The 22,611-nt window shown below is 47.0% G+C and carries 22 protein-coding genes, 1 tRNA gene and 1 pseudogene; 16 read left to right on the forward strand and 8 right to left on the reverse strand.

All coding sequences use genetic code 11. The features are described 5' to 3' along the window. The first annotated feature begins 13 nt into the window (after positions 1-13). The 3 genes from AOC19_RS03990 to AOC19_RS04000 all read left to right on the forward strand — a co-directional run bounded on the left by AOC19_RS03990 (position 14) and on the right by AOC19_RS04000 (position 1,002). Positions 14-90: transfer RNA gene (locus tag AOC19_RS03990), tRNA-Pro, on the forward strand. 22 nt (positions 91-112) lie between these two features. Then, on the forward strand, positions 113-514 hold the full coding sequence (locus tag AOC19_RS03995) for a PaaI family thioesterase (protein ID WP_215377760.1): 402 nt from the start codon (positions 113-115) through the stop codon (positions 512-514). Between the two features lie 203 nt (positions 515-717). Next, the gene (locus AOC19_RS04000; protein ID WP_215377761.1) at positions 718-1,002 is read left to right on the forward strand and encodes an H-NS histone family protein; all 285 of its coding nucleotides are present in this window, start codon (positions 718-720) and stop codon (positions 1,000-1,002) included. 89 nt (positions 1,003-1,091) lie between these two features. On the opposite strand, the gene AOC19_RS04005 is transcribed toward AOC19_RS04000, so the two are convergent. After that, complete coding sequence (locus AOC19_RS04005) at positions 1,092-1,793, reverse strand: excisionase family DNA-binding protein (RefSeq protein WP_215377763.1); 702 nt, start codon at positions 1,791-1,793, stop codon at positions 1,092-1,094. A 297-nt stretch (positions 1,794-2,090) separates the two neighbouring features. Between AOC19_RS04005 and AOC19_RS04010 the strand changes: the two genes are divergently transcribed. The 9 genes from AOC19_RS04010 (at position 2,091) to bamC (ending at position 13,556) form a co-directional block, all read left to right on the forward strand. Continuing rightward, a complete protein-coding gene (locus AOC19_RS04010) occupies positions 2,091-4,949 on the forward strand; it encodes a 2-oxoglutarate dehydrogenase E1 component (protein WP_215377765.1) in 2,859 nt (952 codons plus the stop codon). 42 nt (positions 4,950-4,991) lie between these two features. Continuing rightward, positions 4,992-6,221 (forward strand): 2-oxoglutarate dehydrogenase complex dihydrolipoyllysine-residue succinyltransferase, encoded by a 1,230-nt coding sequence (odhB, locus tag AOC19_RS04015; protein WP_215377767.1) that lies wholly within the window; start codon positions 4,992-4,994, stop codon positions 6,219-6,221. A gap of 10 nt (positions 6,222-6,231) precedes the next feature. Beyond that, entirely contained in the window at positions 6,232-7,668 is a 1,437-nt protein-coding gene (lpdA, locus tag AOC19_RS04020; RefSeq protein ID WP_215377769.1) for a dihydrolipoyl dehydrogenase, read from the forward strand. Beyond that, entirely contained in the window at positions 7,669-8,772 is a 1,104-nt protein-coding gene (gene zapE, locus AOC19_RS04025) for a cell division protein ZapE (RefSeq protein ID WP_215377770.1), read from the forward strand. It begins immediately after the preceding gene. Positions 8,773-8,781: 9 nt separating this feature from the next. Next, complete coding sequence (locus AOC19_RS04030) at positions 8,782-9,630, forward strand: 3',5'-nucleoside bisphosphate phosphatase (RefSeq protein WP_215377771.1); 849 nt, start codon at positions 8,782-8,784, stop codon at positions 9,628-9,630. Positions 9,631-9,683: 53 nt separating this feature from the next. Further along, on the forward strand, positions 9,684-10,886 hold the full coding sequence (locus AOC19_RS04035; protein ID WP_215377773.1) for a tryptophan--tRNA ligase: 1,203 nt from the start codon (positions 9,684-9,686) through the stop codon (positions 10,884-10,886). Positions 10,887-10,904: 18 nt separating this feature from the next. Further along, complete coding sequence (locus AOC19_RS04040) at positions 10,905-11,459, forward strand: class I SAM-dependent methyltransferase (protein ID WP_215378087.1); 555 nt, start codon at positions 10,905-10,907, stop codon at positions 11,457-11,459. Between the two features lie 76 nt (positions 11,460-11,535). Next, positions 11,536-12,408, forward strand: a complete 873-nt coding sequence (gene dapA / locus AOC19_RS04045) for a 4-hydroxy-tetrahydrodipicolinate synthase (protein ID WP_215378090.1) — start codon at positions 11,536-11,538, stop codon at positions 12,406-12,408. Beyond that, positions 12,408-13,556 carry an outer membrane protein assembly factor BamC gene (gene bamC / locus AOC19_RS04050; protein ID WP_215378092.1) on the forward strand — a complete coding sequence of 383 codons (1,149 nt, stop codon included), beginning with the start codon at positions 12,408-12,410 and terminating at the stop codon, positions 13,554-13,556. The genes dapA and bamC overlap by 1 nt, the downstream gene beginning before the upstream one ends. A 69-nt stretch (positions 13,557-13,625) precedes the next feature. Here bamC and AOC19_RS04055 read toward each other — a convergent pair whose 3' ends face one another. Both AOC19_RS04055 and AOC19_RS04060 read right to left on the reverse strand, forming a co-directional pair. Continuing rightward, on the reverse strand, positions 13,626-13,808 hold the full coding sequence (locus AOC19_RS04055; protein WP_215334916.1) for a hypothetical protein: 183 nt from the start codon (positions 13,806-13,808) through the stop codon (positions 13,626-13,628). A 115-nt stretch (positions 13,809-13,923) separates the two neighbouring features. Further along, positions 13,924-15,150 carry a cupin domain-containing protein gene (locus AOC19_RS04060; protein ID WP_215377775.1) on the reverse strand — a complete coding sequence of 409 codons (1,227 nt, stop codon included), beginning with the start codon at positions 15,148-15,150 and terminating at the stop codon, positions 13,924-13,926. A gap of 44 nt (positions 15,151-15,194) precedes the next feature. Between AOC19_RS04060 and AOC19_RS04065 the strand changes: the two genes are divergently transcribed. After that, positions 15,195-15,785, forward strand: a complete 591-nt coding sequence (locus AOC19_RS04065; protein ID WP_215377776.1) for an FKBP-type peptidyl-prolyl cis-trans isomerase — start codon at positions 15,195-15,197, stop codon at positions 15,783-15,785. A gap of 1 nt (position 15,786) precedes the next feature. Here the strand turns inward: AOC19_RS04065 and cysE are convergent, their stop codons facing one another. Next, complete coding sequence (gene cysE, locus AOC19_RS04070; RefSeq protein WP_215377777.1) at positions 15,787-16,554, reverse strand: serine O-acetyltransferase; 768 nt, start codon at positions 16,552-16,554, stop codon at positions 15,787-15,789. Positions 16,555-16,583: 29 nt separating this feature from the next. Continuing rightward, positions 16,584-17,333, reverse strand: coding sequence for an RNA methyltransferase (locus AOC19_RS04075; protein WP_215377779.1), 750 nt, complete (start codon positions 17,331-17,333; stop codon positions 16,584-16,586). 130 nt (positions 17,334-17,463) lie between these two features. Here AOC19_RS04075 and AOC19_RS04080 point away from each other — a divergent pair, with 130 nt between their 5' ends. Next, positions 17,464-18,252, forward strand: a complete 789-nt coding sequence (locus AOC19_RS04080; RefSeq protein WP_215377781.1) for an inositol monophosphatase family protein — start codon at positions 17,464-17,466, stop codon at positions 18,250-18,252. A gap of 13 nt (positions 18,253-18,265) precedes the next feature. On the opposite strand, the gene AOC19_RS04085 is transcribed toward AOC19_RS04080, so the two are convergent. Genes AOC19_RS04085 through AOC19_RS04095 form a run of 3 tightly spaced genes read right to left on the reverse strand, consistent with a single transcriptional unit; the run spans position 18,266 to position 20,415 of the window. After that, a complete protein-coding gene (locus AOC19_RS04085; RefSeq protein WP_215377783.1) occupies positions 18,266-19,054 on the reverse strand; it encodes a UDP-2,3-diacylglucosamine diphosphatase in 789 nt (262 codons plus the stop codon). After that, positions 19,051-19,554, reverse strand: coding sequence for a peptidylprolyl isomerase (locus AOC19_RS04090; RefSeq protein WP_215377785.1), 504 nt, complete (start codon positions 19,552-19,554; stop codon positions 19,051-19,053). The genes AOC19_RS04085 and AOC19_RS04090 overlap by 4 nt, the downstream gene beginning before the upstream one ends. A gap of 45 nt (positions 19,555-19,599) precedes the next feature. Next, positions 19,600-20,415, reverse strand: a complete 816-nt coding sequence (locus AOC19_RS04095) for a tetratricopeptide repeat protein (RefSeq protein WP_215377787.1) — start codon at positions 20,413-20,415, stop codon at positions 19,600-19,602. A gap of 87 nt (positions 20,416-20,502) precedes the next feature. On the opposite strand from AOC19_RS04095, the gene cysS reads away from it, so the two are divergent. Continuing rightward, entirely contained in the window at positions 20,503-21,924 is a 1,422-nt protein-coding gene (gene cysS / locus AOC19_RS04100; protein ID WP_215377789.1) for a cysteine--tRNA ligase, read from the forward strand. 59 nt (positions 21,925-21,983) lie between these two features. Continuing rightward, positions 21,984-22,610 (forward strand): annotated as a pseudogene (locus AOC19_RS04105) (DNA-3-methyladenine glycosylase family protein); the annotation flags it as partial. Position 22,611: the final 1 nt, after the last annotated feature.

The following is a 22,611-nucleotide window of genomic DNA, read 5'->3' on the forward strand; positions in this document are numbered from 1 at the left end:
TTTTGTTTCTCGTCGGGGCGTAGCGCAGCCTGGTAGCGTACATGCATGGGGTGCATGTGGTCGGAGGTTCAAATCCTCTCGCCCCGACCATTCATTCAATTTCAAATCTGCCATGACATCAAGCTCAAACGACATTACTTATTTTGGTTTAACGATTCCCTTTTTAGCGCACCTTGGCGTTGTGCCTGAGTATGCTGAAGGCGGTAAATCACGTATTAGCTTAGTGATTAAGCCTGAGTTTGAGAATAGCTTTCAGATTGCCCATGGTGGGGTGGTGATGACGCTCCTGGATTTTGCGATGGGGGCAGCAGCTCGTAGCACTGTTAACCAGCCACTTGGAGCCATGACAATTGACATGAGCGTGAGTTTTTTGCGCCCAAGCGTGGGCAAGATTGTGGTGGAGGGTACCGTTCTTAAGTCTGGAAAAACGATTAATTATTGTGAAGCTGTAGTTTTAAATGAGGCTGGCGAGATAACTGCTAAATCTAGCGGTACCTTTATGTTGAGAAGGTAAGGCTTATATACTTGTTTTAAATATAGTATTTATAATGATTATGTTAGTTAATAATTTAAAAATGCCTAAAGAGCTTAATTGAATAAGGTTTTAAGGGATATTTAAATATATATTCGTATTTATTAATATGTGTATATAATTTTTATTCAGGTTTAGCAAATTCTTTGTTATCCCATGTAACTAATATTCGGAGAAATTCATTCATGTCTTCTTATAAAGAGCTTTTAGCCCAACGCGAATTGTTGGATAAACAGATTAAAGAAGCAGTTCTACGTGAAAAAGCCGACGGTATTGCGAAGGCCAAACTCATCATTGAGCAATACGACTTAACAGCATCAGATTTGTTCAGCCGTAAGGCTGGTGCCCGTAGCTCTAGTGGCAAGGTTGCTCCTAAGTACCGTAATCCATCTACCGGTGATACCTGGACTGGTCGCGGTAAGGCGCCAAAATGGATCGAGGGAAGAGATCGCAGTAGCTTCTTGATCTAAGTTACTGATTCATAAACTTTTATCTATGAAAAGGCCGCTCAATGCAAATTGAGTGGCCTTTAATCTTTATTGGAATAGGTTGGAGAGCTCTAAACACACTTTCTATTGAGTGCCTGAATAAATATAGGCTCTAGGAGTTCATGCCGATTTTTGTCTCCTAAGGCATCCTCAAGCTCTGGATTGGTAGCGGGATACCCAATAATGAGAGGATTTTGGTCAATCAAGCCATTTTGTACCTCTTCCTGTAAGACTTCTGGGTACTGGGACCTTACACCTACAGTATTTTCATCTGCCAGACCCATTACCCCAGGGTGAAGACGAATAAATCCTTCATCTACTAGTATAGGAATGCGCTGCGTGTCCTTGTTTTTACTCAGATAATGTATTAAATGAACCTGCTCAACCGGTGGTATCAGGGCGTCTAGGAATATGAGGTCTGGTGCTATTGATACGGCCTTCATGAGGCCCTCTAGGCTATCCACGGATACCTCCATCTCTACCTTGAGTTGCCAGCATTGAATCGATTCGATTAACTCATGGCTATTTTCTACTCTCCTGAATATCCCCATGGCAATACAGTTTTGGGTGGTTTTTTGCCGCATGGCTCTTTTACGTCGAGCAAGTTGCTGGTCAAGTGAGCTTGCCAGGATGCGTCGATGACCCCCGCGGGTCTTCCAAGCGATTAATTCGCCTAATTCAACCATTTTCTGGACGGTGCCAAGCGAAACCTGCAGTACTTTTGCACTTTGGCGAGTGCTTAGATATTCCAAATCAGGGGTAATTGCTTTCATATGTCCTTAATCTCATTAATTCATTTGAAGATTTAGAGAATACGAATCAACCCTTGGGGAATCTGTCAGGAGGGGTTTAAATCAAAGTAGGAAAATTCTTATTCGGGGCTTAATTGGACAAATACCCCCAAAAGCCCCAAAATCAGGGAAAGCCCTTTATGAATCAATGGGTAATCGTGTTAAATTAGCACCGTTGTATATGTATTCGCACAGATCAATTCGTATCGCGGTTAAGCCGTAGAGCGAATGGTTTTAACCACAGTTTTTATTCGGGAAACCCGATGAAAGGTGAGCATCATGATGCAGGATCAAAGAGATAACTCCTATCTCTTCGGCGGAAACGCACCCTACGTAGAGGAACTCTACGAATCCTACTTGCACGATCCAGCTTCTGTAGCTGATCATTGGCGAGACTATTTTGATAACGTGAAGCAAATTCCAGCGGCCGATGGTTCATCTAGAACTGATATTGCCCATGGACCTATTGTTGCTTCATTTGCTGAGCGCGCAAAGCAAGGCCCGATTCGCACAGTGTCTGCTGATTCAGCTGACTCTGCTATGGGTCGCAAGCGCGTTGCTGTTCAACAGTTGATCGCGGCGTATCGTAACGTCGGTAATCGTTGGGCAGATATTGATCCGTTGAAGCGCTCAGAGCGTCCGGATATTCCTGAATTAGATCCAGCCTTCTACGGCTTTGGTGATGGCGATATGGATATCGTCTTTAACACCAGCAACACCTTCTTCGGCAAGAACGAAATGACCTTGCGGGATTTACTGCAAGCCTTGCGCGAAACGTATTGCGGCACTTTGGGTGCTGAGTACATGTTTATTGCAGACCAAAAGATTAAAAAGTGGTGGCAAGAGAAGTTGGAGTCCATTCGCTCAACCCCGCATTTCAATGTGGATCAAAAGCGCCAAATTCTGGATCGCGTTACTGCGGCTGAAGGTTTGGAGCGCTACCTCCAAGCTAAGTATGTTGGTCAGAAACGCTTTTCACTTGAGGGTGGTGAAAGCTTCATCGCCTGTATGGATGAGTTGATCCGTGAGGCCGGCGCTAAGGGTGTTCAAGAAATCGTCATTGGTATGGCCCACCGTGGTCGTCTCAACGTGCTGGTCAATACCTTAGGCAAGATGCCTACGGATTTGTTTGCTGAATTTGAGCACAAGGGCCCAGAAACTTTACCTGCTGGTGACGTGAAATATCACCAAGGTTTCTCAAGTGATATTTCTACTCCAGCTGGCCCAGTGCATTTGTCATTAGCATTTAATCCATCCCACTTAGAAATCGTGAACCCTGTTGTTGAAGGTTCTGCCCGTGCTCGCATGGAGCGTCGTGGTGATATGTTGGGTGAGCAAGTAATGCCGGTATTGGTACACGGTGATGCTGCGATTGCTGGCCAAGGCGTCATGCAAGAGACCTTGGCAATGGCAGAAGTTCGTGGCTATTCGACTGGCGGTACCATCCACATTGTCATTAATAACCAGATTGGTTTTACTACATCCGATCCACGCGATTTACGTTCAAGCTTGTATTGCACTGACATCATGAAAGTGATTGATGCGCCGGTGTTGCATGTGAATGGTGATGATCCTGAGGCAGTCGTGTTGGCAACGAAGTTGGCGGTTGAGTTCCGCAGCCAGTTCCACAAAGACGTTGCAATTGATATTGTTTGTTTCCGAAAACTCGGTCATAACGAGCAAGATTCTCCAGCAATGACTCAGCCTTTGATGTACAAAATCATTGCCGCTCATCCTGGTACACGAAAGCTTTACGCTGATAAGTTAGAAACCCAAGGTGTCTTACCTGCGGGTACCGGTGATTTGATGGTGAAAGAGTATCGCGCCGCAATGGATGCCGGTAAGCAAACCTCCGATCCAGTATTGAGTAACTTCAAAGGCAAGTTTGCCGTAGATTGGTCACCATTCTTAAATAAGAAATGGACTGATGAAGCCGATACGGCAATTCCATTAACTGAATGGAAGCGCTTGGCTGAAAGAGTTTCAACTGTTCGTGAAGGTTTCCAGGTCCATCCACTCGTTGAGAAGGTACTAAAAGACCGCGCAGCTATGGGTCGCGGTGAAGCGAATATCGACTGGGGCATGGGTGAGCACATGGCTTTCGCGTCCTTAGTAGCAAGTGGTTACCCAGTGCGTTTGTCTGGTGAGGATAGTGGTCGTGGTACCTTTACCCATCGTCATGCGGTACTTCATAACCAGAGCCGTGAGAAATGGGATGAGGGTGTCTATATTCCTCTTCGTCACATTGCAAAGGATCAAGCGCCATTCCTGGTAATTGACTCTATCTTGTCAGAAGAGGCTGTCCTCGGCTTTGAATACGGTTACGCAGCGGCTGAGCCGAATACCCTGACCATCTGGGAAGCTCAGTTCGGAGACTTTGCGAACGGTGCTCAAGTGGTGATTGACCAATTTATTGCCTCTGGCGAAGTGAAGTGGGGCCGTGCAAATGGTCTCGTCATGATGTTGCCTCATGGTTATGAGGGTCAAGGACCAGAGCATTCATCGGCACGTCTAGAGCGCTTCATGCAGTTATGTGCCGACACCAATATGCAGGTAATTCAGCCAACAACTGCAGCGCAGATCTTCCACGTATTGCGTCGCCAGATGATTCGTCAGTTCCGCAAACCGCTGATCTTGATGACACCAAAATCATTGTTACGTAATAAAGAAGCTTCTTCACCATTAACCGAGTTCACTAAGGGCGGTTTCCAAACCATTCTTCCAGAGCGCGATGACAGTATCGACGGCAAGAAGGTGACTCGCTTGATAATGTGTTCCGGTAAGGTGTTTTACGATCTAGCTAAAACACGTACCGAGAAAAAGCTTGAAGATGTGGCGATTATTCGTTTGGAACAGCTTTATCCGTTCCCACATAAAGCATTGTCTGCTGAGTTGAAGAAGTATCCAAACCTACAAGAGGTTGTGTGGTGTCAGGATGAGCCACAAAATCAAGGCGCCTGGTTCTTTGTTCAGCACAATATTTTGGAGAATATGTCTGAGGGTATGAAGTTGGGATATGCGGGTCGTCCAGCATCAGCTTCACCAGCTTGCGGATATGCCCATCTCCATCAAGAACAACAGAAGTCGCTTCTTACTGCAGCATTCGCAAAACTAAAGGGTTATGTCATTACGAAGTAATCGTAGACGTCACTCATACACAAACACTAAATAGGATTAATCATGGCTATTTTTGAAGTTAAAGTTCCCCAGCTCTCCGAGTCAGTAGCAGAAGCTACTTTGTTGCAATGGAAAAAGAAAGTCGGCGATGCCGTCGGTCAAGATGAGATCTTGATTGAAATTGAAACAGACAAAGTGGTATTGGAGGTTCCAGCCCCATCCGCTGGTGTCATTACTGAGATCGTAGTTGCTGATGGCGGCACGGTTGTTGCTGAGCAGCTGATTGCAAAGATTGACAGTACTGCTGTTGCTTCTGCCGCTCCTGCAACTGCAGCTGCACCGGCACCTACGGCAGCCCCAGCTGCTGCTCCAGCTCCAGCTCCAGCTCCAGCTAAAGCTGCTCCTGCAGCAAAATCCTCTGGCGCTGCTGCTGCACCTTCTGCAGCAAAAATCCTCGCAGAGAAAAACATCGATGCTAGTCAAGTTGCGGGTTCTGGTCGCGATGGTCGTATTACTAAAGGTGATGCATTAAACGCTTCTGCCGGTGGTGCAAAATCTACGGCCTTGCCAAGTGCGCCGATTCCGATGGGTGATCGCCCAGAAGAGCGCGTTCCAATGAGTCGCTTGCGTGCTCGTATCGCTGAGCGTTTGCTTGAGTCTCAAGCAAACAATGCCATCTTGACTACTTTCAATGAAGTCAACATGGCTCCAGTAATCGCCATGCGTAATAAGTACAAAGATCAGTTTGAAAAAGTCCATGGTGTGAAGTTGGGCTTCATGTCTTTCTTCGTTAAAGCGGCTACACATGCTTTGAAGAAATTCCCATTGTTGAACGCTTCTGTTGATGGCAATGACATCGTGTATCACGGTTACTTTGATATCGGTATTGCAGTAAGTTCACCACGTGGCTTGGTAGTTCCAATTCTGCGTGATGTTGATCAAATGAATTTGGCTGACATTGAGAAGAAGATTGCAGAGTTTGGTGCTAAGGCACGCGAAGGTAAGTTGTCACTAGAGGACTTAACTGGCGGTACATTCTCCATCTCTAATGGCGGTGTATTTGGTTCTATGCTTTCTACTCCGATTATTAATCCTCCGCAGTCTGCAATCTTGGGTATTCATGCAACTAAAGAGCGTGCAGTGGTTGAGAATGGTCAAATAGTGATTCGTCCAATTAACTACTTAGCTTTGTCATATGACCATCGCATCATTGATGGTCGTGAGGCAGTACTTGGTTTGGTTGCTATGAAGGATGCATTGGAAGATCCTTCACGTCTCCTCCTTGACTTATAAGAGGTAGAACATGAGCCAATCATTTGACGTATTAGTAATCGGCGGTGGCCCTGGTGGCTACATCGCCGCAATTCGTGCAGCCCAATTAGGTTTCAAAGTCGCCTGTGCTGAATCGAATGCCTATGACGATCCAAAGGGTGAGGTCCGCTTGGGTGGAACCTGCTTGAACGTCGGTTGTATTCCTTCTAAAGCTTTGCTTGCCTCTTCTGAAGAGTTTGAGAAGATTAGTCATCATGTTGCTGATCACGGTATTACCGTAGGATCAGTCAAGTTGGACTCCGGAAAAATGATTGCTCGTAAAGATGCGATTGTGACCAAGATGACTGCAGGTATTCAGTTCTTATTCCGTAAAAACAAAATTACTTTGTTAAAAGGCCATGCTTCTTTTGAAGGTAAGGGTGCCGATGGCTATCAAGTCAAAATTGACGGCAAGGATAATGAAGTTGTTACGGCAAAAAATGTGATCATTGCTACTGGATCAAAAGCGCGTCATCTGCCAGGTATTCCAGTTGATAACGTCTTGATTAGTGATAACGAAGGTGGCTTGAAATTTGATTCCATTCCGAAGAAGCTTGGCGTGATTGGTGCTGGCGTAATCGGTTTAGAGTTGGGCTCTGTATGGCGTCGTGTTGGCTCTGATGTGACGATTCTTGAGGCGCTACCCACTTTCTTGGGAGCTTGTGATCAAGGTATTGCAAAAGAGGCTCATAAGATTTTTACCAAGCAAGGCCTCAAAATCAATATGGGCGTCAAGATTGGTGAAGTGAAGGCTGACAAAAAAGGTGTAGTTGTTAATTACACTGATAGCGAAGGCAAGGCGCAAAAATTAGAGTGCGATCGTTTAATTGTTTCTGTTGGCCGCGTTCCGAATACTGAAAAATTAGGTCTCGATAAGATTGGCCTTAAAGTGGATGAGCGTGGCTTTATTCCAATTGACGACCATACTTGTGCAACAGCAGCGCCTGGTGTTTACGCGGTGGGTGACGTGGTTCGTGGACCGATGTTGGCACATAAAGCGGAAGATGAAGGCGTGCTCGTTGCTGAAACGATTGCCGGTCAAAAGCCGCACATTGATTACAACTGTATTCCTTGGGTGATCTATACCGATCCAGAAATTGCTTGGGTTGGCAAAACTGAAGAGCAGCTCAAGCACGCTGGTATTGCTTATAAAGCTGGTCAATTCCCATTTGCCGCTAACGGTCGCGCCTTAGGCATGGATCGTGCTGATGGTTTTGTCAAAGTCTTAGCTGATGAAAAAACAGATGAAATCCTAGGCGTTCACATCATTGGCCCAAATGCTTCTGACCTCATTGCTGAAGCAGCTGTAGCGATGGAATTTAAAGCCGCAGCCGAAGATATTGCTCGTATCTGTCACCCACATCCAAGTTTGTCGGAAGTGGTTCGCGAAGCAGCATTAGCGACGGATAAACGTGCATTAAACATGTAATTGAAAGCTTTAGAGTATTACCATCAAGAGTTAAAGGCGCGCGGGTATCAAAGTGATCCCGCGCAGCTTGCTGCCATTGAGCGCTTACAGCGCTGCGAAGATGAGTGGATTGCTTATAAAGAAATTCGTAGTAATGGCTTAAAAAAGAAACTCTTTAAACCAAAACTTCCCCGAGGCGTCTATCTATGGGGCGGCGTTGGACGAGGCAAATCCTTCCTAATGGATTGTTTCTTTGCAGCATCCCCGCTAGAAAAAAAGATTCGCATTCATTTTCATGAGTTCATGCGAGAAGTTCATCGCGAGCTTCATGAGCTCTCCGGCATGGCAGATCCGCTAGATGAACTCTCCAAAAGAATTGCCAAGCGATATCGACTGATTTGTTTTGATGAGTTTCATATCAATGACATTGCAGATGCCATGATTCTGTATCGCTTACTCAGTGCGCTGTTTGAGGATCGTGTCCAGTTTGTCATGACCTCAAATTATCAGCCTAGCCAGCTTTATCCTAACGGCTTGCATCGTGATCGTCTATTGCCCGCTATCAAATTACTTGAAGAGCAGCTTGACGTCTTAAATGTGGATGCAGGCAATGACTATCGTCGCGTACAGATGGCACAAGTTGAAGCTTATCTAACACCAGTGAATGCCGAAACCCACTCAATCTTGATGCAGATGTTTCAGACTCTGATTGGTAATCAAAAAGAAACGGTCCGCCCAGTTCTTCGTATTGAATCCCGTGAATTAAGACCTCTGCATATGGCTGAAGGAGTGGTTTGGTTTGACTTTCAGACCCTCTGTTGCGGCCCCAGGTCTCAAAATGACTATTTGGAGATTGCCAAGCTGTTTCACACAGTGATTCTGTCTGGGGTGCCTTATATGCCCCCTAGAATGACTAATGAAGCCCGCCGCTTTATTTGGCTAATTGATGTTCTGTACGACCATAAGATCAAATTAATCATCTCTGCAGAGGTTCCTGCGGTGGATTTGTATACCGAAGGTCAAATTACCAGCGAGTTCTCTAGAACGGTTTCCCGCTTAATTGAGATGCAATCCCGTGATTACCTAGATGCGCCTCGCCGGGTAATTGATACCAGCTTGACCTAAAATAGGGTCATGATCAGCAATTCCAGCCTAAACGCCGATTTACACTGCCATTCCGTTGTTTCCGATGGAACTCTAACCCCGGAGCAGTTGGCTGAACGCGCCCATGCTAATGGTGTGCGTTTATGGGCTTTAACCGATCACGATGAATTGGGCGGCCAAGAGAGGGCTCAGGCTGCGGCAGGTTCACTCGGTATGGATTACCTTTCTGGAGTTGAGATTTCAGTAACCTGGATGGGGCAGACGATTCATATTGTTGGCTTGGGAATTGATGCTGCGCATGCAGGAATTCTGGAAGGCTTGCGATTAACTCGTGAAGGCCGTGGAAATCGCGCTAAGCAAATGGCGGAACAATTATTAAAGGCCGGCATACCTGGTGCTTATGAGGGCGCTCTCCATTTTGCAGGTAATCATGACCTGATTTCACGCACGCATTTCGCGCGTTTCTTGGTGGAGCAGGGCGTATGTCGCGATACTGATCAGGTCTTTAAAAACTATTTGGTTGAAGATAAACCGGGTTATGTTCCACACTTGTGGGCAAGCTTAGATGATGCCGTTGCCTGGATCAAAGGGGCGGGTGGCGCTGCGGTGATTGCGCATCCTGGCCGTTACAAGCTGAGCGCCATGCAGATGGATGAGCTCTATAAGCACTTCAAAGAAATCGGCGGCGTGGCTATTGAGGTGATTACTGGTAGCCACAGCCCGAATCAATATCAAACCTATGGCAAGATCGCTCAGCATTATGGGTTCTTGGCTTCTCGTGGCTCGGATTTTCATGATCCAAAGGAGAGCTACATTGATCTCGGTACCTTGCCGCACTTGCCGGATCATTTGACTCCAGTATGGTCGCTATTTCATTAGGCGATCGTTCTTACTTAACCATTTTCAATTACCCTTAAAGAATAAAGATCAAGATGTTTGCAGAACGCGTTCTCTCTGGCATGCGACCAACTGGTAGCTTGCACCTCGGCCATTACCATGGCGTTTTAAAGAACTGGGTTCGCTTGCAGTCAGAGTATCCCTGCTTCTTTTTTGTAGCAGACTGGCACGCTCTAACAACTCACTATGAAACCCCGGATGTCATTGAGCAATCTGTTTGGGACATGGTGATTGATTGGTTGGCTTGTGGTGTTGATCCAAACCAAGCCACTTTATTTATCCAGAGCAAAGTGCCTGAGCATGCAGAGCTATTTTTATTACTCTCTATGGGAACCCCATTGGGCTGGCTGGAGCGGGTTCCAACCTACAAAGATCAAATCGAGAAACTCAAGGAAAAGGATTTACAGACTTACGGTTTCTTAGGCTATCCCTTATTACAGGCTGCCGATATCCTGATGTATCGAGCCCAGTTTGTTCCGGTAGGCGAAGACCAGGTGCCCCACGTAGAGATGACGCGTGAAGTAGCGCGTCGTTTTAACTATCTGTATGGGCGTGAACCTGGTTTTGAAGAGAAGGCATTAGAGGCTGTTAAAAAATTGGGCAGCAAGCGCGCGAAGATGTATGCTGAATTGCGCGTTGCATTTCAGGAGCGGGGCGATGATGAGGCTTTAGAGCAGGCTAAGGCTTTGCTGCAAGAGGCGCAAAGCCTCTCGATGGCTGATCGCGAGAGATTATTTGGTTTCTTGGAAGGTGCTCGCAAAATTATCTTGCCTGAGCCACAGGCCTTGTTAACCACTGCATCACGTATGCCAGGGATTGATGGGCAAAAGATGTCCAAGTCTTACGGCAATACGATTGCTATTCGTGAAAAACCTGAAGAGGTGATTCGCTCAATTCGTACGATGCCAACTGATCCTGCAAGGGTGCGCAGAACCGATCCAGGTGATCCTGCGCGTTGTCCTGTCTGGCAACTCCATACGGTGTATTCAAGTGAAGATACTAAAACCTGGGTTCAAAAAGAATGTCAGTCTGCAGGTATTGGTTGCTTGGAGTGCAAGCAACCTGTGATTGATGCCATTCTGGCAGAGCAACAACCCATGTTTGAGCGTGCCCAAAAGTACCTGGATGACCCTAGCTTGTTGCGTTCCATTATTGCGGACGGTTCAGACAAGGCGCGTAAGGTTGCTCAAGAAACCATGCGAGAGGTCCGTGAGTCTATGGGCTTAGCGTACGATTAAGGTCGACCTTTGACCGCAATGCACGGTGTGATCACGGATGCCTCTCCTTGGGTGAGGCGGTTTGCCCCAGTTCTCCCAAAGGATGGTTTAGTTCTTGATCTGGCTTGTGGCGCCGGCCGACATACTGCTTTGCTGGCTTCTTTGGGTCATCACATTCTGGCGGTTGACCAAGATATTTCCGCGGTGGAGTCACTCAAAACCGAGGCTATCCAAACGCTAAAGTTAGACCTTGAGGGTGCTGACTGGCCCTTACTGAACCAGCAGTTTTCGGCCATTGTGGTAACCAACTATCTATACCGCCCATTTTTGGATGAATTACCCAAAATGCTGACTGAGGGTGGGGTTTTAATCTATGAAACCTTTGCCGATGGCAATGCCGAGTTTGGCAAACCCTCCAACCCTAATTTCCTACTGAAATCAGGGGAATTGCTCACTTTGGCACAGCGATCTGGTCTTAAAGTGATCGCCTACGAGGATATTTACCTTGAGCAGCCTAAACCAGCCAGGGTTCAGCGGATTTGTGCCGTAAAAGGGCATTTAAAAGGGTGCGTTCCGTTACAATTTGGTGGTTAACATTCAGATAATTCAGACACATTCAGTGACTAATACAACACAATCCAAAGCTAGTAAAAAGCCTATTGCAGGTAGCATGCCTGCCATTGTGACACCCATGTTTGAGGATGGAAGTCTGGATTTTCCGGCCTTGCGTTCTTTGTTGGATTGGCACGTTGCTGAAGGCTCCGATGGCATTGTCATCGTTGGCACGAGTGGAGAGTCTCCTACGGTGTCTGTGGAAGAGCATTGTGAGCTCATTAAAGTCACTGTCGACCATATTGCTGGACGTATTCCAGTGATCGCTGGTACTGGTGGAAATTCCACTACCGAGGCAATCGAGTTAACTCACTTTGCTAAGTCAGTTGGTGCTGATGCCAGCCTCCAGGTAGTTCCTTACTACAACAAGCCGACACAAGAGGGTATGTACGCCCACTTCAAGAAAATTGCGGAATCGGTTGACCTGCCCGTCATTTTGTACAACGTTCCTGGTAGAACCGTTGCTGATCTTGCTGGTGAGACTACTGTTCGTCTAGCAGCAGTGCCTGGCATTATCGGTATTAAAGATGCTACCGGTAGCATTGAGCGTGGCACCTTATTGTTAGCCGATCTCAAGCGTGCTGGGCACGCAGAATTTTCTGTATTTTCAGGCGATGATCTGAGTGCGGCAATGTTGATGCTGATGGGTGGTAAAGGCAATATTTCCGTAACAGCCAATATCGCTCCACGTTTAATGCATGAACTATGTCAAGCCGCGATGTCTGATGATGTTGTAAAGACACGCGCCATTCAATATCAATTACTGGCTGTTCATAAAGCCATGTTTACTGAGGCAAATCCGATTCCTGTGAAATGGGCTCTGCATGAGATGGGCAAAGTCACTGCTGGAATTCGTTTGCCTTTAACCCCTTTAAGTGTTGCTTTGCGTGAACCTTTGAAGATTGCAATGAAACAGGCTGGCTTACTATGATGAATCTGATGCAATTCTTGCGCAAGTATTGTGCAACCTTATTAATTCTCTCTTTTGCAAGCTTTGCCTTGCTTGGATGTAAGTCCGTAGGAACAAATGATAAGGTTGATTACAAGTCTGCTGGCGCTGTTCGCGGACCTAACTTGTCCTATCCGCCAGATCTCATTACTGCTCAGGCTGATCGTCGTTATATCGTTCAAGATGGCTCTGCCACGATGTCCGAGTACAACGCTGCAGTAAAAAAATCAGTGCAGACTCGCAAGGACGTCATGACTGGTATTCCGGGTATGCGCATTGCTCGTGATGGTGAGCGACGCTGGTTGGTGGTCGAAAAGCCTGCTCCAGAGCTCTATCCACAAATCAAAGATTTCTGGCAAGAGAATGGTTTCTTATTGGTGGTTGACTCACCATCAACCGGAATCATGGAAACCGACTGGGCTGAGAATCGTGCCAAGATTTCACAAGACTTTATTCGTAATATTATTGGTGGTGCCTTAGATTCAATTTATGACACTGGTGAGCGTGATAAGTACAAGACTCGTCTTGAAGTGAGTAAGCCTAATGAAACCGAGGTTTACATTACCCAACGAGGGGCAATTGAGAAATGTGTCACAGACGCCACCACCACCGCGTGTAATTCTACGGTATGGACTGCACGTCCAAACGACCCTGAACTCGAAGCAGCATTCTTAGCCCGCTTAATGGAGCGCTTGGGAATGACACAAGAGCAGGCTAAGGCTCAGGTTGCAACCCCACTTGGAGCAAAGACACCAAAGGCAAAGCTAGTTCAGGAAGGTGTTAATACTGCTTATATTGAAATGGCCGCAGGCTTTGATCGCGCTTGGCGTGATACTGGCCTTGCTTTGGATCGTTCTAACTTTACCGTTGAGGACCGTAATCGTGCTAACGGTGTCTACTTTGTGCGCTACGTTAATCCGAAGGATTTAGGTGACACTAAGGGTTTTTTCTCGAATCTCTTTAGTAGTAAAGATGATTCAAGCTTGAAGGCCAAGAAGTATCTCGTAGTTGTTAAATCCTCTGGCGACAATTCCTCAAGGGTTTACGTACAAGATGCTGATGGCAAGCCAGAAAATACCGCCGCCGGACTCAAGCTGTTAACCTTGCTTACCGAACAGATGTCTAGGTAAGCCCATAGCTAAAAAACTTAGCCAATAAAAAAGCCGCTTTTCAGCGGCTTTTTTTCTTCAAGAAGAAGATTACTTCTTCGCGTCAGCAGCTGGAGCAGCAGCAGGTGCAGCTGGAGCAGCAGCAGGAGCGTCAGCAGCAGGAGCAGCGGCAGGAGCAGCAGGAGCAGCTTCTACAGGTTTTGCTTCTTCTTTTTTACCGCAAGCGGCCAAAGCGATTGCCAACATTGCTACGAGTGCGAGTGACTTCTTCATTTGTAATTTCCTCTTAAAAAATTATCATTAATAACCGGTTATTAATACAAGAAAAGTACAGGGTTAGCCCTTAGGTACTTTCCAGCATTCATTATAGCCATCTCCTAATCTGGTGCTAAAAAACCAGCCAGCCAGCTTCAAAGGCTTCAAAAAGGCTGCTATTTGCCCCATTTTTAGGTATCGACCCTTGAAATTGTCTGTTTGCGGCCAGTGCTCGCCAGGCGGCTTGTATCTGCGCAGCCTGATTGCTAGTCATATCTTCGCCATTACAGTAAATCACTGAGCCCAAGGCTAAAAGCCGAGTTTGGGGATGTGCTTTCAGTGCTTGCTTGGCTAGTTGACGCGTAAATTCTTCTGGTGCAAGATTGTTTGCCATACCGTCAAAGTAGGCTTGGGGTTTTGGTTCGCTGAGATAGGCGGTGATGCCGGGAAGAAATGTTTCCACGCGATCTAGCTTTAAGTCTTTCAATTTGTTGGCTAGCTGCACAATGATTTCTTCAGGAAGTTGTTCTGCATGTCGAGTCGCTCTTTGCTGTGGATCAGCAAAACGTTTTTCTAGCTCAGGAATATTTTCAAGCGATTCAGCTAAGCGCCATAAGCCTTCTTGCAGTAGTTCTTTATAGCTTTGCGCCCTAAAGCCGACGGACCAAGTTTGGCAGCCGGCATCTAGAGCGATCCCATCATGGGCAATATGGGGTGGCAGATAGAGCATATCCCCAGGCTCTAAATCCCACTCCTGTTCAACTTTAAAGTTCTGCAAGATCTTCAGAGGAAGATTGGGATTTAGGCTCAAATCTGTTTGCTTGGAAATGCGCCAGCGCCGACGTCCTGACATCTGAATTAAAAAGACGTCGTATGAATCAAAGTGGGGGCCTACGCCACCACCTGGACCAGCAATGCTAATCATTAAATCATCTAGACGTGCATCTGGAATGAAGCGAAACCAGGAAAGTACTTTTGCAGCAGCGGGATGTCTTGCCTCCATACCTTGAAGAAGTAGTGTCCAGTCTGGGGTCTCAAGCGAAGGAATGGATTTTTTCTTCATTGGACCATTTGAAAAGGTCCAGGGCTTGGCCTGAATTAATCTCGATTCAACAGCGTCATCGCCCGCTATTTTGAATAAGTCTTCAGGCGATATTGCACTGCCCAAGGGTTCACCTAGTTTTTTTGCAAGCTCAAAAGCTGGGATGGCGCCGCGCACTAAAAGCGGCTTCTTATGCCAGTAGGACTTCATGAACTGCTGAGGGCTTTTGCCACCCAGAAGCGCCCATGGGCGATCTAGCGGGAGGTTTTGGGGTGCCTGCGGCGGATCGTAGGGTTTGCTCAAGTAAAATGATGTCATATCAGTAAAAAGCTGTTTAAAACACAATGTTGAATGAATTACGCATGAAGATCGAAAAAAATACTGTTGTATCCCTGCGCTACAAATTAACAGATGCGCAAAACAATATTATCGAGGAACCGGATTCTCCGATGGTATACCTGCATGGCGGATATGAGGGTACTTTTCCAAAGATTGAAACCTTATTGGATGGCCAGGATGTGGGTTATGAAGCCAGCATTCAGCTTGAGCCTAGTGAGGCGTTTGGTGAGTATGACCCTGAGTTACTGAAGATTGAGCCACGCGCACGCTTTCCAGAGCCTTTGGAAGTTGGCATGCAGTTTGAGGGCGTTCCTGATGCCGAAGAAGAAGGCGACTCTGGTGATGTGGACGATGAGCCTTTGATTTATACCGTCACCGATGTGGCTGACAGCCAGGTAGTCTTAGATGGCAATCATCCACTGGCTGGTATGGCTCTGCGATTCTGGGTTCAAGTAGAGGATATACGTGCCGCTACTGAAGAAGAAATTGAAAATCGTCATCCCGAGGGTGGCGAAGGATTTGCATTTGGAATGCCCGATGATTCCGATGAGGGTGATGATGAGTTTACGGATAAAGCTGTGAATCTGGGCGGCTCGTCACCAACCCTGCATTAACTTATTCTTTAAGCCACTCTTTTAGGGCACCAAGGTCGCGCTTAGTATCGCTTGATTCACTAGCATCGGCAGAGGGTGTATTACTGAATTTCGCCAGTGCTTTCTCAAGAGCTGCTATTTTGGCTTCTTGCTCTAGCGTCGCATCAATCAAGCCTTTCAGGGCCATCGATACTGGATCATCCACGTTCGGTGTCACACCATAAGCAGAGAAATATTCCTTAGCCTTACTATCAGGCGTGCTTGCCTGCGGCAAGTCTGGATGCAAGATGCGCGCAGGTATTCCAACTGCCGTTGCTCCTGCAGGAATTTCTTTTAGTACTACAGCATTGGATCCAACGCGAGCGCCATCACCCACAGTGAAACCACCGAGAACTTTGGCGCCAGCGCTAATTACTACGCCTTTGCCTAAAGTGGGATGACGCTTTACACCTTTGTATAAAGAGGTTCCGCCTAGAGTAACGCCTTGGTAAATGGTGCAGTCATCACCAATTTCGGTAGTCTCGCCGATGACGATGCCCAAACCATGATCTAGAAATACGCGGCGACCAATCTTTGCCCCGGGATGAATTTCAATACCGGTAATAAAGCGAGCCAGCATTGATAGCAGTCGTGCGATCCATTTCAGGCCCAAGTTCCAGAGACCATGAGACACCCGATGAATCCATACCGCATGTAAACCTGGATAGCAGGTGATGACCTCTAAGCGATTTCTGGCGGCGGGGTCACGAACAATGATGGAGTCGACTTGGTCGAAAAGCGAATTAAACATAGAGCGATTTTAACGGGTAAAGGCTGAATTTATTTTCTGAGGATCATCTGTTTAGCGATCCCACGTAGAAGATCGATTTCTTCTTTATGAAGACGGGTTCTGGCAAATAGCGCTTGTAAGCGCGGCATAAGTTTCTTGGGATTGGCTGGATCAAGGTATCCAATGGCCTCCAGCCCTTCACGCCAGTGGTCTAGCATGGCAGCTACAGCTGCCGGATCTGCATAGTCCACTGGTTCAACATTTGTATTGGATGGGTCAGCTCCCGCATCTTTACTCAAGGCCTCCCTGAGGGTAAAAGCGCAAACCATGATGGCTTGAGCGAGATTTAGTGAGGGGTAGAGGGGGTTGGCATCCAGCCAGACCCGATGGGTGCACAGTGAGAGATGGTGGTTATCCAGACCCGTTCGCTCCGGACCAAAAAGAAGGGCGACCCGGTGCTTGCCGGTAATAGCAGCTTGAATTAGGGGGCGGGCATCTTGCCAGCTGATTGCTGGTGGCCCAAACTCCCGATCGCGACTGGTCAGTCCCAAGACAAGGGGGCAGTCTTGAACAGCTGATTCTAAGGATGAGCTCTCCTGACTAGATTCCAAGATATCAAGGGCACCACTAGCTAAAGCAATCGCCTCAGGCACCTGAGCGACCCCCGAAATCTTTGGGGAAATCAGGCGTAGATCGCTAAAGCCCATGGTTTTCAGTGCGCGTGCAGCTGAACCTACGTTTCCGGGATGACTGGTTTCAACCAAAACCCAGCGCAGTAACTGTGCGTGTGCGGTATTCATATGAATAGGAATTCTCTAGGAGCTTGGACGTTTAAAGGAGCAATCGTTTAGAATCAGGGTGTTAGCTCCTTATTGTCCTGCAGTTTGCAATTTGGTGAGCTTGTTCTTATTTAATTTGTCCATCAATACTATGCATCCCATGTTAAATGTGGCCGTTAAGGCTGCCCGTCGTGCCGGAACCGTGATTAATAGAGCCTCTCTCAATTTAGAGCGCCTGCAGGTTGACCGCAAACAACATAATGACTTTGTAACTGAGGTGGACAGACAGGCTGAAGCGGCGATTATTGAAACGCTCAGCGAGGCTTATCCTTCCCATGGCTTTTTGGCTGAAGAAACTGGCGCTCAAAATGCCGATGCCGAAAACGTATGGATCATCGATCCACTAGATGGCACAACCAACTTTATTCATGGTTTCCCGCAATACGCAGTTTCGATTGCACTGTCTGTTAATGGGGTAACTCAACAAGCAGTAGTGTATGACCCAACCCGTGATGAACTTTTCACCGCCACTCGTGGTGCAGGTGCTTATTTGGATCGCCGGCGTTTGCGTGTTGCCACTCAAGATCGTTTGGCTAGCTCCTTATTGGGTACCGGTTTTCCTTATCGCGAAGATCAGGATCTAGAAAAGTATTTAAAAATCTTTGCAGACATGTCCCGAAATTGTGCTGGTCTGCGTCGTCCTGGTGCCGCATCTCTCGATCTAGCCTATGTGGCTGCTGGTCGTTACGATGGATTCTTTGAGAGTGATCTCAAGCCATGGGATATGGCTGCAGGTGCTTTATTAATTACTGAAGCTGGTGGGCTCATTGGCAACTACCGCGGCGAAGAAGGTTTCTTGCAAAGCGGTGAAGTGATGTGTGCAAATCCACGCATCTTTGCTCAGATGGTCCAGTGCTTATCCAAATACTCGACCTGCTAAAGGGGTAGCAGTATTAAGTTTTGATCAGGTCGGCGTAACGAACGCCGTCTTGGTTAATCAGCAGTGCGCTTGCGCGTGGTCGCCCGCTCTCAGGGTGATCTAAATCCCAATCCGATAAGACCCAGCGTTGCCATTCTTGATCTAAGAGTTGCTCCTGATGATGCTGAGGTAGATGTGTATGCCCATGAATCAACTGATTGCCAGCTAGCTCTCTGAGAACTGCCGCGCATGCTGCTAGGGTGACATTCGTTTTCACTTGTGTCCCTTCAATGGAAGATTGCATTGCACGTTGGTACTGCACACCACTATTGCTACGAAGTTGATTTGCAATCGAGCGACGCCAATTCAAGGGCAATCTCAAGAATAGTTTCTGGATCCAGGATTTACGAACCCATCCACGAAAAACTTGATAGCCAATATCTGCTGTGCAAAGCGAGTCGCCATGACACAAAACATATTCCGATCCGGCAATGTTGATCTTGTATGGATCGGGCATGAGGGTCATACCCGTTTTACTTAAGAAATGGTTGCCAACTAAAAAATCACGATTACCGTGAAGATAAAACGTTTTTACTTTAGTGGAGAGTGTTGCAAGCGCATGTTTCACTTCCTGATGAAAGGGCGAGTGTAGGGCGGCATCATCCCCAACCCAATACTCAAATAAGTCTCCTAGGATAAATACTGCCTCAACCTGAGGAGCATCCTTTTCACAAAAATCAAAGAAGCGTTGCGCCGTCAAAGGCATTGACGGCGTGAGATGCAGATCAGAAATCAGTAACGCGCTTGCGTATTGCGGAATCATTCCTCGAGAATACTTGCCTTCTCAATCACAACATCTTCCGCTGGAACGTCTTGATGAAAGCCGGCGTTACCAGTCTTTACTTTACGAATAGCATCGACCACATCAAGACCATCAGTCACTTTGCCAAAAACCGCATAACCCCAGCCTTGCGCGCTTGGTGAAGTGTGATTTAAGAAATCATTGTCATTGACGTTAATGAAGAACTGGGCTGTCGCAGAATGCGGATCGCTAGTGCGAGCCATAGCAACTGTGCCACGCTCATTCTTGAGGCCATTGTTTGCTTCGTTCTCGATTTGGGCGCCAGAAGTTTTTTCTTTAAGACCGGCAGTCATGCCGCCACCTTGAATCATGAAGTTATCAATCACGCGATGGAAAATCGTGCCATCGTAGTGACCGCTTTTCACATACTGCAAAAAATTAGCAACCGTCTTTGGCGCTTTAGCGGCATCTAATGTGAGGGTGATGTCACCTTTATTGGTTTTGAGTAGAACTTTAGCCATGATGAATTTACTTTCGATGAGTTAGTAGATAAATAGGTATGAATATTATTTTGAAGCAGGCGCCGCTGGAGTTGAAGGTGCTACTGGCGCAACTCCTTTTTTGGTCGGCTTCAGAATTTCCATTAATGCTTTCGCACGATTCGTGTATTGACGCTGATTGAGGACGGCATCTTTTGCTGCATTGTCGTAAGCCTGTGCTGCCAGTCGAATGTAGACCTCGCCGAGGTTAGCTGAGGCAACGGTGTAGCTTGGGCGTAATTTCAATGCCAGCTCTAAATAATCTCTAGCCTCAATCCAATTGCCCTGATTGGCTGCTAGTGCAGCGAGGTTGTTATAGGGCTCAGGTAACTCTGGAAATTGTTGGGTAATTTCAACCAAGGTCTTTTTAGCTGCATCCCATTGACGCATTTCAATCTGCATACGCGCTTTGACATAACGTAACTGCACATTGCCCGGTGTTTTCTTGAGGCGCTGATTAATGAGGTCAATGGCTTCTGGATATTTTTTGGCTTTTACTAACTTTTCAATATCAGACGGAACCCCATTTTTAGTTACAGGATCGGGCTCAATGATTAAAAAAGATAGGAATGGAACGGCTACTGAGTCTGAGAGCTCAGAATTAAATTGATCGTACCCTGCGTCATTGCCAGCAAGTCTTGGCGGGTCATTGGGTCCATATGAGCCTAGATACGGGGCCTGGGCGCCTGGTGCGGCAGCAGTTGAAGCATTATTGAGGGCTCTGATTTCAGCATCTGCCAGCTGTTGTCCTGGGGTGCTGCAGCCTGCCATGAATAAAACAGCAAAAATAGCGCTCAAGCCACCCAATTGGGCTGGACGAGGTGAAAAAAGGTTAGCTGGCATAGGGGGTGGGGTGAAAAACTGGCTCATTCGATATACTCAGCGCTCAGTCTAACAAATTGGCGCTACTTGCCCACCTTTATAGCCCCTATGCTGCAAATTTATAACACCCTCAGTCGATCTAAACAGGCATTTAAGCCTATTGAGCCAGGCAAGGTGAAGATGTATGTCTGTGGAATGACGGTCTATGACTTTTGTCATATTGGCCACGCTCGGGTGATGATTGTCTTTGATATGGTGGTGCGCTGGTTGCGGGCCAGCGGCTACGAGGTGGTTTACGTACGCAATATCACTGATATTGACGACAAGATTATCAATCGCGCGATTGAGAATGGTGAGCCCATTTCTGCCTTGACCCAGCGTTTTATCGATGCAATGCATGCCGACTCTAATGAGTTGGGATTAATGCATCCGGATCATGAGCCCCGCGCAACTGATTACATTAATCAAATGCAGGGCATCATTGGCCGCTTGATTGAAAAAGAATTAGCCTATCAAGGCGAGGATGGCGATGTTAATTTCGCCGTTCGTTTATTCCCAGAGTACGGCCGTCTCTCTGGTAAATCCTTGGATGAACTCAATGCTGGTGAGCGCGTTGCCGTTGGTGGTGGCAAACGTGATCCATTGGACTTTGTTTTATGGAAAAGCGCTAAACCAGAAGAGCCTGCGGATACGCGCTGGAAATCCCCTTGGGGCGAAGGTCGCCCTGGATGGCATATCGAGTGTTCTGCTATGTCCTGCGATTTGCTGGGGGAGCATTTTGATATTCATGGTGGTGGTGCTGATTTGCAGTTTCCCCATCATGAGAATGAGATTGCTCAGAGTGAGGGCGCTCTCTATGGCCAAGAACACAAAGCCAGCGATCAGCCTTTTGTAAATTATTGGATGCACAACGGGCACATTCGGGTGAATGAAGAAAAGATGTCCAAGTCATTGGGCAATTTTTTCCTCATTCGAGATGTTCTTAAGAATTTTGACCCTGAGGTCTTACGCTTCTTTATGTTGCGTGCTCACTATCGCAGTCCGATTAACTATAGCGATGCCCAGCTTGAAGAGGCTCGCTCCGGACTAGTGCGCTTGTATACAGCCTTAGCCCAAGTACCAGACAGTAGCAAGTCTGTAGAACTTCATTCTGCATGGGCTCAGCGCTTTGCTGATGCCATGAATGATGACTTCAATACACCTGAGGCTATTGCTGCTCTCTTTGACTTGGCTAGTGAAGTCAATCGGGCGCAGGGTGCAGAGAAGGTACAGCTCGCTAATACACTCAAAACATTGGCTGCAACTCTGAATTTCTTACAACGAGACCCAACCGCATTCTTGCAGGAAGGATCGCGGGGCGCTGATGCAGGTTTATCTGCCGCTGCGATTGAAGAGCAAATCGCGGCTCGGGTTGCTGCAAAACAAGCCAAAGATTTTGCACAAGCGGATTTGATTCGTAAAACCTTGTTGGATCAGGGCGTGGTTTTAGAAGACAAACCTGGTGGTCTGACAGAATGGCGTAGAAGCTAGATAACTCATTTCGTGATTGAGAATGTATTTTGAATAAAGTAGTAGAGCAAGTATTTATTGAAGAATCTGCACCCGAATACTGGGAGCAAGCTTGCGCTGAGTTGATGAAGCATGATCGCATTCTAAAAAAGCTCATTCCAAAACATGGTTCAGTTTTTTTGAGAACGCGCGGTGACGCATTCGTCACATTGGCTAGATCGATTGTTGGCCAACAAATTTCAGTAGCGGCAGCCCAGTCAGTTTGGAATAAGGTATTGCTTGCCGCTAAAAACAAAGTTAATCCTAAAAATATTCTCGCTTTAAGTGTTGAAGAATTGCGCGCAGCTGGCCTATCGGGCCGAAAAGTGGAGTACATCCGCGACCTGGCAGAACACTTCAATTCCGGCCGTTTACACGCCAATCAATGGAAGGGCATGGAAGATGAAGTAATCATCAAAGAACTGTGTGAAATTCGGGGTATTGGACGCTGGACAGCTGAAATGTTCCTCATTTTCAATATGGTGAGGCCCAATATTCTCCCTTTGGATGATGCTGGCCTAATTAAGGCCATTTCCCTCAATTACTTCAGCGGAGAGCCTGTCAGCAGGCATGAGGCCCGTGAAGTGGCTGCAAATTGGGCCCCTTGGCGCACGGTTGCAACCTGGTATATGTGGAGAAGTCTCGACCCCGTGGCCGTTGAATATTAAA

Source organism: Polynucleobacter asymbioticus (genome assembly GCF_018687575.1).
Taxonomy (GTDB): domain Bacteria; phylum Pseudomonadota; class Gammaproteobacteria; order Burkholderiales; family Burkholderiaceae; genus Polynucleobacter; species Polynucleobacter asymbioticus_C.